Origin of the sequence: Paenibacillus sp. FSL R5-0701, assembly GCF_037973995.1 — a bacterium.
Classification (GTDB): Bacteria; Bacillota; Bacilli; order Paenibacillales; family Paenibacillaceae; genus Paenibacillus.
In genome coordinates this window covers 1,667,770-1,679,852 of record NZ_CP150230.1, presented here as the reverse complement: position 1 = coordinate 1,679,852, position 12,083 = coordinate 1,667,770, and the positions used below count along the sequence as shown (strand labels likewise).

Genomic DNA, 12,083 nt, shown 5'->3' with positions numbered 1-12,083 from the left:
GCAAATGTTGGAGATTCCTCTTCCTCGACCTGTACCCTTCATTCTGCATGAATCGAGTTCCCAATTCGATTGGAAAGGCAGCGGCTCGTTATCACTGAAAACATTCCGTAACGGAAAAACGCTCTATGAAGCGGGCCGCGGTCACTTCGCAGTTAATAATGAGAACTATCTGCTTCTGAATGAGGGTCAGGAATATAGTCTCCACATTGATTCATCTACTCCAGTTGAATCCTTCTGTATCTTCTTCCCTTCCGGTTATGTGGAAGAGATCGGACGGAATCTAATGACCAGTGATCTTCGTCTACTTGATGAGCCGTATAGTTATTCATCCTCTAACAAGATTGAGTGGGTAGAACGTACATATGCCATGGATAATCGGCTTGGCGCAGCTCTGAATGATTTGCGGAATTTGTACAGTCAAGACACACTGGATTCCTGGGCAATAGCGGAGCAGCTTCATCAGCTCGCTTTTCACATGCTGGATCTACACCGTAATGTTCAGCAAGAGATCAACGAACTGGATATGATCAGACGTTCAACCAGAGAAGAGTTGTACCGAAGAGTGTATATCGGGCATGAGTATATCTCCGCCTACTATGATCAGCCGTTAACGCTAGAACAGACTGCAGCGGCTGCACAACTATCCGTGAATCATTTTCTACGCAGTTATAAAAAGTTGTTTGGTACTTCACCCCATCGTTATCTGACCGAATGCAGACTATTGGCTGCGAAGCGGCTTTTGCTTGATTCGGACAGGTCTGTAACTAAAATCTGTTATGATGTGGGCTTCGAAAGCCTCGGTTCGTTCAGTTCATTATTCACTAGACGCTTCCATAGCTCTCCTTCCCAGCTGCGGGCAAAAAGGTGATTATGAAGAAGAACCTCTGAAGAGGAACATCTATAATTAAATTATCTCATCAGATGGAGGTATTCCTTATGAATCATGCAGAACAGATTAATCAACTATTTCAGGCTGCACAGTCTGGAGATGTGGCCAACCTGCAATTATTGCTCGCTTCTCACCCGGAACTCACCAATACTGAAAATCAGGATGGGTTAACTCCGCTGGGATATGCCTCTCATTATGGACAAGCAGAAGTAGTTCGTCTCCTTCTGGAGCATGGAGCAGATGTTAACACCCTTTCTCATTCAAAGATTTCCTTTATTCCGTCCAATACTGCACTACATGCCGCGCTTGCGGGAGAACGTTCGCCAGAAGTTATCCGCCTTTTACTCGAACATAGGGCATCCACAAGTATTCTGGACAGCGATGGACAATATGCATTGCACTCCGCAGCATTTCATACGGATCAGATCGAACTTATTGAGATGTTACTCCAGCATGGAGCTGATCCAAACGCGCTAAACTTAGCGGGCCAAACCGCACTGGATATTTCACTTGAGCGTGGTAACACGTCTACAGCTTCATGTCTGCTAGCAGCCGTTACAGCGCATCAGCAATAATGATTAGATAACGTGAGCAGTACCGCGAATAACCGTCAGGACTCTTTTTGGAGTACAAAGAGAAGGTCTGACGGTTATTTGTTGTCCTGTATGTTCTCATGCAAATACGTAGTTCAACTATTATAGAAATCAGGTACATACATATTTTTCTAAGAAAACAAGAACCGTTTGAAGCTTTACACGGTCTAATACTCAACATATCGATGAAAGGAGGAGCCATGTGACCCCTTCTCAGCTCACCATCGCCGCACAAAAAGGGGATGCCGAGGCTTTTGCAGCCTTAATGGAATTACATCAGAGCCAACTGTACCGTATCGCATATGCCTACCTGCATAACGAAGGTGATGCGCTCGAAGCGATTCAGGAATCAACGTTCAGGGCGTTCCATAAACTCAAAAAATTAAAAGAGCCCTCCTACTTTGGCACTTGGCTCATCCGCATACTGCTCAACTACTGTGCGGACGAACGCAAACGTAAAAGTCGGTTCAGTCCCGTCACCGAGATTATTGAATCCAGCAGTTGGGATCGTCCTGCGGACCCCGATCTTGCTGCCGCCGTATCCACCCTTGACCGGGATTGCAAACAGATTATTATCCTGAGTTATTTCGAAGGTTTCTCCTTAACTGAAGTTGCCGATATTCTCGACATCCCGACCGGAACTGTAAAATCCCGATTACATCGGGCACTCGGACAGCTCCGTGATCAACTTGAAACGAAAGGAGATGTATCCTGATGACGGATGAACAAAACTCATTCGACACATTGGAAGAACGTCTGAATGCTCGAAAGACGGAATACGAAACCATGCCTGTACCGGATGCCGCCTATCAGGCTGTTCAGTCCGGAATCCGCCAGGCTGCCCGCAAACGCAAGTCCCGGCTGCGCTGGTATATGAGTTCCATCTCGGCAGCGGCTCTCATCCTGCTGTTTACCGGATGTATCCGTGTCTCTCCCGCTTTTGCATCCTTCGTGGAGCAATTGCCCGGAATGGAGGGCATTGTGAGTATGATTCGCCAGGACAAAGGATTAATGATGGCCATCGATAAGTCCCTCTTACAGCAGGTCGGTGTCACCGACGAGCATGATGGTACTTCCTTGACCGTTGATGGCATTATCACAGACGAGTCACGTATGGTTATTTTCTACACGATGAAAGGCATGAAAGATTCCGAGAAATTCAACTATGACATTGATTTGCTGGATGAGAACGGTAAAGACCTTCCTGTTGCGTTTAGCTATTCCTCTCTTAATCCAGCTTCAGAAAGTGGAATTTATGAGGATAAAATCGATATCTCATTCATAGAATCTTTACCGCCACATGAGCTGACCGTTATATTTAAGGAACGAGGTAAGGAACCGAATAATAAGTGGAAAGTCACCTTCCCCGTGGATCACAGCTTAACAAAAGGCATGAAAAAAATCATTCCCGTAAACCAAACAATGACCGTGGACGGGCAGCGTATCCATGTGAAACAGGCCATTCTGTATCCCACTCGCCTTGTACTTGATATCGAATATGATCGGAACAATACCAAAACAATCTTTAACATTCGTGATCTGCACTTGGTAGATGAGCAAGGCCGAGCATGGCGAACAGATTCATCTTCTATCTCAGGCTCTGGAAGTTCCGTCTTTTTCGAAAGCATGTACTTCTCCACTCCGAAAAAACTGACTTTGCAAGGGTCTGGCCTTTCAGCGGTGGATAAGGAAGAACTGGTTATCAGCATTGATCCATCTTCAGGTGAAATACAAGGCGGCCCATCCAGTTTGAAATTGCTGCAAAGCACGGTCCAGGGCAAAAATCTGATCCTCGAGTTTTCAATTGCAGATGCTCAAAATGCTACTTCGGGGCTATCATTTACCAACATTGAGGACAGTAAAGGAAACCCTTTCGACATTAATGAAGTAGGCTGGAGCCCTTCCGTCTTTGAAGCAAGAGTTGTCATTAAAAATGGAGCCGCAGCCAAAGGAAATCTGACAATGGAAATATTCTCTTACCCTGATCAAATTCGCGCACCGTTCTCTATTGAAATTCCTGTGACTCCCTAAAGAAAATGTAACCGCCATAATTGCAAGCCACTCGACGTTGTCATGCACTATAATGAAAATATTAAACAGCTACATTAAATCGATATGTTCACAAGAAAGGGTGTTTCCACAATGAATAATCGTTCAATCCGTTATCCGCAACCACTCGCGCAAGGGGACATGATCGGTGTGGCAGCCCCCTCCAGCGGTGTAGGCGAATCCCTATACCACTATCTTGAGGAGAGCAAACGTAATATGGAGCGCCTTGGTTTTGGCGTGCTGGAAAGCCCGTCGCTCCGCCACAACACCAAATGTGTGAGTGCCTCCAAAGAGGAACGCGCCGAAGAAATGAATGAATTTTTCCGCAATCCAAATATTCAAGCGATTATCCCTCCATGGGGCGGGGAATTTCTGATGGATATCCTGCCCCTGCTGGATTGGGAAGCTTTGAAAACATTACCGCCCAAATGGGTCATGGGATATTCGGATATCAGTACGTTCTTGTTCGCCTATACCCTGATCACCGGAACAGCATCCGCACATGGCACCAATTATGTTGATCTAAGATCAAACGCCCTCGATCCCGTGACTGCGCGCTGGATTGATGTGTTACAGACCAAATACGGCGGACAGATCACACAATCGTCTTCCACACATTATCAATCGGCATGGAAACCGGAATCTCCTGGATTTAACCTGGATACACCTTCGCAATGGAAACAGCTCGGCCACTCGGAAGATGCAGATACCGCTGTGTCGTTCTCCGGTCGGCTGATCGGTGGCTGTATGGATACGATCTCCAGTCTGATTGGTACGCCGTATGCACCCGTCCAATCGTATTTGGATCAGTACTGTGCAGACGAAGGTACCATCTGGTATCTGGAAAGCTGTGAGATGAATGCGGGGGATATCTACCGTCATCTGTGGCAGATGAGACAGGCTGGCTGGTTTGCAGGTGTAAAAGGTTTCATGTTCGGCCGACCTGCGGGTTACTCCGATACAGCCGATTTCAATTTTACCGATGCCCTATCCTCTGCACTTGGGGATCTGGATGTACCTGTACTGTACGATGTGGATCTCGGCCATGTTCCGCCCCAGCTCACCTTTGTGAATGGAGCATTGGGCAAAGTCGCTTATGAAAATGGACGCGGGAGCCTTGAGATGGCGTTTGTGTAATCACCTTTTATAGGCAGATGCATACCTTGAAGTAAGAACTTATTTTGAGGAAGGGTTGTGCATCATGTCTGAATCCACATCCACGCCATCCGCGCGTGTCGTGTATCAAGCCAATCAACCGATGCTTCAATCCGTGCAAAGTGTGCGGAATATGCTTCATCATACAGCCCGGCAGCATATAGGCAAGAAGGTACACGTCCAGAATATCGATGGGCAAGTGTGGGAAGGTGTCATCATCAGTGCAGACCGGGGAATTTTGTATCTCCAGGTTACCCCGATGCACGGATATCCTGAACCGCGCGCCTTGTTTGGACCAACGATTTTGCCGCTTGTGCTGTATGAATTGTTGGTTATCACACTCTTGATGTAGGGGTATTGTACTTCCATATCCGAACCTGTTCCAAGAAGCTTCGCTCCTGAGATCTTCAAGTCTTGGGAACGAAGCTTTTTTATGGTCCCGGCCATGGTGCGGTATGATTCCTTGCGAGCGTGTGAAATATGATACAATGGTGTCGCACCACCCCATATCTCATATGAAACGGAGCTTGATCCGGTTGGAATACATACGTCATGATTCATCACCCGTATCACAAGCCGAGACGGGTATGATTGGCAGCAACCCTACTGAACAATCCCGCGTGATTGCAATCTGTCTGCTCGCAGGCAAAATCATGCTGCAAAGCGGTGGTGAAACCTACCGTGTGGAAGATACGATGAAACGTATGGCGGCTGCGCTGGGTTTACCCCATTCGCACAGTTACGTTGTTCCGACAGGCATTTTCTTCTCTGTTGATGCAACCGAACCCGCCAAGCTGATTCGTATCTCCGAGCGTACGACGGATCTGGACAAGGTGTCTGAGGTGAATGCAGTCTCCCGCCGCATTGGGCAAGGTGAGCTATCCGCTCAGGAAGCTCATGATCTGTTGGTACAGATCGAAGGCAAGCCCTCCTCCTATTCAACGGCGGTGCAGCTTACGGCCGCAGCGTTATCCAGTGGTTGTTTTACCATTATGTTTGGCGGGGGCTGGAGCGACTTTCTTCCGGCGTTAATCTGCGGGGGCATAGGTTATGCAGCCGTTATTGCCTTTCACAGGTTGGTGCGGGTCAAATTCTTTGCCGAGCTTACGGCATCCTTTGTTATTGGCTTACTCGCTTTTCTCCTGATCTACATGGGAGTAGGTCATGAACGGGACAAAATCATTATTGGTTCGGTTATGCCACTGGTTCCGGGGCTGCTGATTACCAATGCTGTACGCGATCTAATGGCCGGACATCTTGTCTCCGGATTATCCAAGGGAGCCGAGGCATTTCTGACCGCCTTTGCCATAGGTACCGGCATTGCAGTTGTATTTTCACTTTTTATGTAAGACGGAGGAATGCAGGATATGCTCCATTTTATTGAACAAGCCTTGACCAGTTTTGTCGCTTCAGCCGCGTTTGGGATCATCTTCAACGCACCACGGCGCATGCTGCTCCACGGTGGATTTGTCGGCATGATCGGCTGGATCATCTATATCGTGCTTGAATATGCAGCGGATGCGGTGCCTGCTACACTTGCAGCGACCATAGCCGTAGGTGTCATCAGCCAGGTATTCTCTCGCATGTTTCGCGCACCTGTCATCATCTTTAGCGTCGCAGGCATCATTCCTCTCGTTCCTGGTGGACTGGCGTATAATGCGATGCGAAGTTTTGTGCAAAATGACTACAGTGCCGCTATGGAGATGGCCGCCAAAGCACTCATGTTATCCGGAGCTATTGCCGTAGGCCTGGTGCTCTCCGAGGTATTAAACCAGATGATACGCCGAATTCCCGCCTCAATTCGGGAACAATCATCATCGAAATGATTATTCTTTTCATATATTCAACACACGTAAAGGCCCGTTAGCATACAGGATGATCTCTTGTATAGCAACGGGCCTTACGTGTCACTATCCTATAGAGCACTATAGTGCAGTGAGACAATCGAAGAAGTCTATTTACTTCACAAACGTATTTTTCACACGTACCGACTTTAGGAAATACGGGATAAAGATACAACATGTCAGAAGTGATCGTACGATCAACTGAAAAGCCGGAGTTGCATCAAGCACATGCTGTTCTCTTGGGATTTCATTGCGTGCAATCAGAATCCACGTCACGATGCTTATGATCACATTCATCAGGTACATCACCATCATCATACGTGGAAACTGTCTCTTCCGTTTATATAAAAGAATGAGATTCACGATAACGATTATCAATAGAATGGTACTGCTTATGAAACCAAACCACAGGAGTGGACGGATCATCTCCGTGTAAATCTGAGGATCGACACCACGGCCTACTTCCCATCTGGCAGGGTCCATGATGACATTCACCTGCGATACATCCGAGATGAGAAACACCAACGCAAACCAAAGACTGATCTGGATTAAAATGAGCCAGCCGCCTAATCCGGAGATGCCAGGCAGCTCTCCATCCGAATTCATGTGTCTATTGTTCATTTCATCCTCCTCATACCGAATATTAAACGTCTCCAGTAATAACCGCTTGTGCCTAAGTTCCACTTCGTTGCCTGGCCTCAAATATAATTCTGATCCGGGTATACCTTAGCATAATCTGTTGGCTATGCTTTTCCCTTACCTGTTCAAAGTATACCACCGAGGGATGAAACTGCGAAAATCATCATGATCTTCACGGACACGTTCGATCTTGGTCATCATCTCATGTGTCTCTTCCGGCTTCACCTGCTGAATCCACACCACAGAAGACACCAGCGCCATGGCCGTATACAGTGAATACAATCTCCAGAATAACTCATCCGGTTCATTGCCATCGAAATAACCCTGAATTTGACCTATGGAATATGGAATACTGATCTCCGAAGCAAACAAACCCAGCTTCAAAAATTCATGAATGGGATCACCTTGATCATAACGATTAAAATCAACCACTCCTGCGAGTTTATCCTGCTTAACGACGAGATTGCTCGGGTGAAAGTCATCATGCTGAAATCCATCTGGACGATTTTTCATCCAACCAAGATGGTCTGCAATAAACGTTAGAATAACATGATCCTCTTTCATCACGATAGGGCACTGTTTATAGCGCTCCACGTAACGTTGATGCTTGGTGCTCTTGCGTATGTACCATGATTCGATCTGTCCCTCCATCGGCAACTGGTGAATCAGCTGTAGCTGCACTCCTGCTTCCAAACCAACCGCCCACTGCTGCTGTTCATTCAGCTGAGGCAGTCTCTCGGAAGCATCTTCGCCTTCAATGTAGCTAAGAATCATATATCCGTTCTTCTCATCCAATCTACCTGTGCCCAACGTTGCTGGACACAGTACACCTAATTGTTGCATGCTCTGCAAATATTGATATTCCCTTTGCTTCATCCATTCCTCAGCAATATCATACACCCTCACCAGCACATGGCCTTGACCAGGGATAAACATTTTGAATTTAGTATCTGCTGAATAACCCTTCATAACAGGTTCAATCCGCGTGGCCTGACCAAGTTCAGGAATCTGTTTTAACCTGTCAATTAACGTATTGTCCATCGATGCATTCCATGTATCGTGTTGTTCCACGTCCCGAATCCTCCGTTATTTCACGTATGGCGTGTAGTATCGTCGGTCTATTCCCACTTTAACCCATGATATTTCCTATAACATGCTTATATGTATTCTATCCGTTTCTATTTAAAAAGTACTGATTCGGGTTCTTTGCCCGTCAGGGTCAGCATCGTATACAATTGTCCTCTGTGATGATATACATGCCCCATAATCTCAAGTAACCACTCCAGCCGACTATAGGAAGCTCCCCAGTACGAATCCGTCACATGTAATAACTCTTCCGTGTTAAACTGCCTGTACCGTTGGTATAGATACATCTGGTTATCAATCAAAGCCTGCTTGATCTCACCGAGCGAATGCGCCTGATTCTCTGCATAGAATTGAGCCATCTCTTCCTCCGATGCACCTTCGGAAATATAAACATCCGCTCGGCAGATCACAGACAGATGGGCTAGTAATTCTCCAACAGGCCGTTTACCTTCAATTGGAGTCAAAGCCAAATCTTCTTCCGACAACTGATCACATATATCAATCAACGATGTTACGGCCACGTCAATATGTTTGAACGCAGATTGAATCAACAGACACACTTCCTTTTTATCCCATTATACAGAACATATGATCGGTTATCAACCAAGATATCCCTCCCTAATATATAAACAAGTTATACCTCAAATTTATCAATCTACGAACAAAAAAGTCCTTCCTCCTTCTTATAGACGGGATTCAGGACATTTTGTTGCCTATTTGTTTTCAAATCTTTGCTCAACTTGAGTATAACGAACAATACGTTTGCTCGAATCGTCCAGCCTCCAAGTCAGACTTGCGAATGAAAAATTGCAGTTCCCCGCAATCCCACCATTGGAAACCAATAGCATCATGCGTATCTATCTTCAACAGCAGCAGCGTATCGGATAGTTCCTGCCATGTCCGATCCTCATCACCGCCGTAATGCTTGGTCAGCTTCTTCTCACACTCCTGCTCATTATAATCGTACTCTTCTCCCAGTGCGATCTGTAACAAGGCACGATGCTCGGCATCCGGATGCTGCCCGTCAGGATATCCAAACATCCCACCCCAATTCAGCGTACTTGGATGATTCCAACTCGACTCGAATTCAAGGTAACGGTCATACAGACTCACTTCCGCTTCGGCCTCATCGTTCTCAAGCCTCGGCGGCGAGAGCTCATTCAGCCCGTTGGAGTCAATATATGCATATGTAGGAAACTCAAGATTAGGCAGCACAGTCACCGAATGTGCAACAAACGGTGCTCCATCCAGCGCGGTATCACCCTCAGGTTCTCGCCTTATCAGGTTATGAGAACTTGGCTCAAAAATCACACGATGTTCAATGGGACAAGCAGATTCATCCGTGCCAATGAAAAAGTATAACATTCCACGTTCAGGCAAAGTCCCGCGCCCATCATTCGGCGTATACGGCGACAAATCCACCAGGTTCAGTTGGGCCAGGAAAGTCATTAGAACTCCTTCTTGTGTTACGGGCCATTCCATGCGACTTGGCAAATCCGGATGTCCACCCACACGTGAGTTTCCTGTTCTGCGATATTCGTCCAGTGTGGATACATCGAGGCGAATTCCCCAGCGGCTTGAAGACAGCAGCAGATCGGCAGCAACTCCCAAACCATATTCCTCAAGTGTTTTACGGGCTTTTCTGGTCAGACGTTCACATTGTTCTGGCTTAATCATATAGATCCTCCCCTTTTGACAATACACCTATGCTGAGACATATTCAGGTTCACACCTGTATATTCTTCCGCCCGGACGTCTTTCCCTGCTTCTATATAAATTGAACTTAAGAATATTTTACACTTACCACTCCGATGACAGAACAACCTTCCGATCGCTGTTATCCCCAGAATTTTTTAGATTCACCTTTGCAAAGGTAAAAATCCGGGGATAAAGGCGAACTCTTCGATTCTTCAGGTTCTTTCTGTCCTCTACGTTCTCGTGTAAATGTGCAGTCCAATTTATATAGAAAAAAGAGACTGACATTCCTTGTCAGTCTACTTCCTTAATTCTATATTCCATTTAACGATTTGGATCAGAAGACTTCTCCTGGTAAGCACGCATATGCTCCTCACCATCCAGGAATTCATGGGCCTGATGGGCTGCCATCACCCCATGATAGCTGATATCCAGACCCAAATCTTCCTCTTCTTCTGTCGAACGCACAGGCACAATTTTGCCAATCAACTTCAGCCCGATCCAGGTCATGGCGAATCCCCAGATGACTAAGGCTGTAAGGCCAAGTGCTTGAACTCCCAGCAACCTCCAGCCGCCGCCCATGAATAATCCACCATCCGTGGCAAACAGACCCACAGCAATCGTGCCCCACATCCCGGATGCGGCATGCACCGGGAAAGCACCAACTGGATCATCAATCTGCCGACGGTCCAGCCAGTTAGTGGCTGCCATCATCAATAGACCGGATACTGCCCCAATGAATATCGCTGCTACATCACCAACAAAAGCACAGCCTGCCGTAATGCCGACGAGTCCCGCGAGTGAACCGTTAATGACCGATGGCGCATCTGAACGATTGAAGCGGAATAACGTATACAACAACGTAACCGCACCACCCGAAGCCGCAGATAACATCGTAACAATCGCAATGTGACCAATTCTTACATCCGTCGCACTGAGTGTACTACCAGCATTGAAGCCAAACCAGCCGAACCATAACAGAAATGCACCTACAGATGCCAGTGGCAGATTGCTCGGGAGTGCAATGGCACTTACGCCAAGTGGCGTGTATTTGCCTTTACGCGGGCCAATAATAATCGCAGCCGCCAGTGCCGAGAATCCGCCGAGTGCATGGATAACAGCCGAACCGGCAAAGTCCTGCATCCCCAGCTGACTAAGCCAGCCGCCGCCCCATGCCCAGTGTCCACCAATTGGATAGATAATCGCCGTCATCAATATGATATACAACAGGTAGGCACGGAAGTTGATCCGCTCGGCTACCGCTCCTGAAACGATGGAAATAACAGCAATGGTAAAGGCAGCCTGGAACAACCAGAATGTCTCCAGAGATACCGGTACGTCCAGGTGAGACAAATCCCCATTCAGGAAAAATCCCGTTACTCCCGCAAAACCGCCAACGTCCGAACCATACATCAGTCCAAAACCGATAGCATAGAACAGCAACGTTCCAATCGTAATGTCAGCAAAAACCTTCATAATAATGTTCACACTATTTTTATAACGCACAAAGCCAGCCTCGAGCAGGGCGAATCCACCCTCCATCAATAAAATCATCGCTGCACTCAGTACGACCCAGACCGTATCAATCCCGGTGCTTAACGTCTCCAAAGTCATGTTTATACATCCTCCGTTTCACTAAGCTGTCTGAGTTCACGGATTGTATCGGGCGCAAGCTCAATCTCGTCCCGCTCAATGCTGTCCGGATGCTTAATTCGTTCTGCGATCTGATCCAATTCACGTATGCGTCTGCGAATCTGTTCCATCTTGCGAAAACGTTCCTTCACCTGCACCATATACTCTACCGCCTGATGATGGGATGCTGGGCGGCCCGCAAACCATTTGCGTACGGGCGACAACGATTGATAAGCAACCTCTTCCGCTCGACGCTTCTGTTCGAACTGTTCGATCTTCTGCTTGAGCGTTTGGATCTCATTTTCTTTTTTGACCTTCAGCCGTTCGATAAGGTACAATAAATCGGACGATGATATTTGCAATGCTGTATGGTGATACACCTCGTCGATTACTAACATATCATGTCAGGACTCCTTACATATCAAGTTACTTGTACCGATTATAGTTTGCCGGGGTCTGCCCGTCAATCTTTTTTTGGACTTGGGATGGATTTAAATGAAC

Annotated in this window: 14 protein-coding genes; 8 read left to right on the top strand and 6 right to left on the bottom strand. The window is 47.0% G+C overall.

Going from position 1 to position 12,083, the window contains the following annotated elements:
* Positions 1 to 4: 4 nt before the first annotated feature.
* The 8 genes from MKZ13_RS07720 to MKZ13_RS07685 all read left to right on the top strand — a co-directional run bounded on the left by MKZ13_RS07720 (position 5) and on the right by MKZ13_RS07685 (position 6,512).
* Positions 5 to 868, top strand: coding sequence for an AraC family transcriptional regulator (locus MKZ13_RS07720; protein WP_339183039.1), 864 nt, complete (start codon positions 5 to 7; stop codon positions 866 to 868).
* A gap of 68 nt (positions 869 to 936) precedes the next feature.
* Positions 937 to 1,464 carry an ankyrin repeat domain-containing protein gene (locus tag MKZ13_RS07715; RefSeq protein ID WP_339183037.1) on the top strand — a complete coding sequence of 176 codons (528 nt, stop codon included), beginning with the start codon at positions 937 to 939 and terminating at the stop codon, positions 1,462 to 1,464.
* Positions 1,465 to 1,684: 220 nt separating this feature from the next.
* On the top strand, positions 1,685 to 2,197 hold the full coding sequence (locus MKZ13_RS07710) for a sigma-70 family RNA polymerase sigma factor (protein WP_339183034.1): 513 nt from the start codon (positions 1,685 to 1,687) through the stop codon (positions 2,195 to 2,197).
* Entirely contained in the window at positions 2,197 to 3,513 is a 1,317-nt protein-coding gene (locus MKZ13_RS07705; protein ID WP_339183032.1) for a DUF4179 domain-containing protein, read from the top strand. Before MKZ13_RS07710 ends, MKZ13_RS07705 begins: the two co-directional genes overlap by 1 nt.
* A 111-nt stretch (positions 3,514 to 3,624) precedes the next feature.
* The gene (locus MKZ13_RS07700) at positions 3,625 to 4,668 is read left to right on the top strand and encodes a S66 peptidase family protein (RefSeq protein WP_339183030.1); all 1,044 of its coding nucleotides are present in this window, start codon (positions 3,625 to 3,627) and stop codon (positions 4,666 to 4,668) included.
* A 64-nt stretch (positions 4,669 to 4,732) separates the two neighbouring features.
* A complete protein-coding gene (locus tag MKZ13_RS07695; protein ID WP_339183028.1) occupies positions 4,733 to 5,038 on the top strand; it encodes a hypothetical protein in 306 nt (101 codons plus the stop codon).
* Positions 5,039 to 5,273: 235 nt separating this feature from the next.
* Positions 5,274 to 6,035: a threonine/serine exporter family protein gene (locus tag MKZ13_RS07690; RefSeq protein WP_036611092.1), complete on the top strand. Its 762-nt coding sequence runs from the start codon at positions 5,274 to 5,276 to the stop codon at positions 6,033 to 6,035.
* A gap of 18 nt (positions 6,036 to 6,053) precedes the next feature.
* Positions 6,054 to 6,512, top strand: coding sequence for a threonine/serine exporter family protein (locus tag MKZ13_RS07685; protein WP_339183025.1), 459 nt, complete (start codon positions 6,054 to 6,056; stop codon positions 6,510 to 6,512).
* 132 nt (positions 6,513 to 6,644) lie between these two features.
* Here the strand turns inward: MKZ13_RS07685 and MKZ13_RS07680 are convergent, their stop codons facing one another.
* The 6 genes from MKZ13_RS07680 to MKZ13_RS07655 all read right to left on the bottom strand — a co-directional run bounded on the left by MKZ13_RS07680 (position 6,645) and on the right by MKZ13_RS07655 (position 11,980).
* Positions 6,645 to 7,151, bottom strand: coding sequence for a DUF2569 family protein (locus MKZ13_RS07680; RefSeq protein WP_339183023.1), 507 nt, complete (start codon positions 7,149 to 7,151; stop codon positions 6,645 to 6,647).
* A 135-nt stretch (positions 7,152 to 7,286) separates the two neighbouring features.
* A complete protein-coding gene (locus MKZ13_RS07675) occupies positions 7,287 to 8,240 on the bottom strand; it encodes an aminoglycoside phosphotransferase family protein (RefSeq protein WP_339183021.1) in 954 nt (317 codons plus the stop codon).
* Positions 8,241 to 8,347: 107 nt separating this feature from the next.
* Positions 8,348 to 8,815, bottom strand: coding sequence for a DinB family protein (locus MKZ13_RS07670; protein WP_339183019.1), 468 nt, complete (start codon positions 8,813 to 8,815; stop codon positions 8,348 to 8,350).
* 175 nt (positions 8,816 to 8,990) lie between these two features.
* Positions 8,991 to 9,932 carry a YwqG family protein gene (locus MKZ13_RS07665; RefSeq protein WP_339183017.1) on the bottom strand — a complete coding sequence of 314 codons (942 nt, stop codon included), beginning with the start codon at positions 9,930 to 9,932 and terminating at the stop codon, positions 8,991 to 8,993.
* 342 nt (positions 9,933 to 10,274) lie between these two features.
* Complete coding sequence (locus MKZ13_RS07660; protein ID WP_036610695.1) at positions 10,275 to 11,564, bottom strand: ammonium transporter; 1,290 nt, start codon at positions 11,562 to 11,564, stop codon at positions 10,275 to 10,277.
* Positions 11,565 to 11,566: 2 nt separating this feature from the next.
* The gene (locus MKZ13_RS07655; protein WP_221819256.1) at positions 11,567 to 11,980 is read right to left on the bottom strand and encodes a hypothetical protein; all 414 of its coding nucleotides are present in this window, start codon (positions 11,978 to 11,980) and stop codon (positions 11,567 to 11,569) included.
* Positions 11,981 to 12,083 lie beyond the last annotated feature (103 nt).

Coding starts and splice junctions, on each gene's coding strand:
- MKZ13_RS07720 (WP_339183039.1), top strand. CDS start 5: ATGTTGGAGATTCCTCTTCCTCGACCTGTACCCTTCATTCTGCATGAA.
- MKZ13_RS07715 (WP_339183037.1), top strand. CDS start 937: ATGAATCATGCAGAACAGATTAATCAACTATTTCAGGCTGCACAGTCT.
- MKZ13_RS07705 (WP_339183032.1), top strand. CDS start 2,197: ATGACGGATGAACAAAACTCATTCGACACATTGGAAGAACGTCTGAAT.
- MKZ13_RS07700 (WP_339183030.1), top strand. CDS start 3,625: ATGAATAATCGTTCAATCCGTTATCCGCAACCACTCGCGCAAGGGGAC.
- MKZ13_RS07695 (WP_339183028.1), top strand. CDS start 4,733: ATGTCTGAATCCACATCCACGCCATCCGCGCGTGTCGTGTATCAAGCC.
- MKZ13_RS07690 (WP_036611092.1), top strand. CDS start 5,274: ATGATTGGCAGCAACCCTACTGAACAATCCCGCGTGATTGCAATCTGT.
- MKZ13_RS07685 (WP_339183025.1), top strand. CDS start 6,054: ATGCTCCATTTTATTGAACAAGCCTTGACCAGTTTTGTCGCTTCAGCC.
- MKZ13_RS07680 (WP_339183023.1), bottom strand. CDS start 7,151: ATGAACAATAGACACATGAATTCGGATGGAGAGCTGCCTGGCATCTCC.
- MKZ13_RS07665 (WP_339183017.1), bottom strand. CDS start 9,932: ATGATTAAGCCAGAACAATGTGAACGTCTGACCAGAAAAGCCCGTAAA.
- MKZ13_RS07660 (WP_036610695.1), bottom strand. CDS start 11,564: ATGACTTTGGAGACGTTAAGCACCGGGATTGATACGGTCTGGGTCGTA.
- MKZ13_RS07655 (WP_221819256.1), bottom strand. CDS start 11,980: ATGTTAGTAATCGACGAGGTGTATCACCATACAGCATTGCAAATATCA.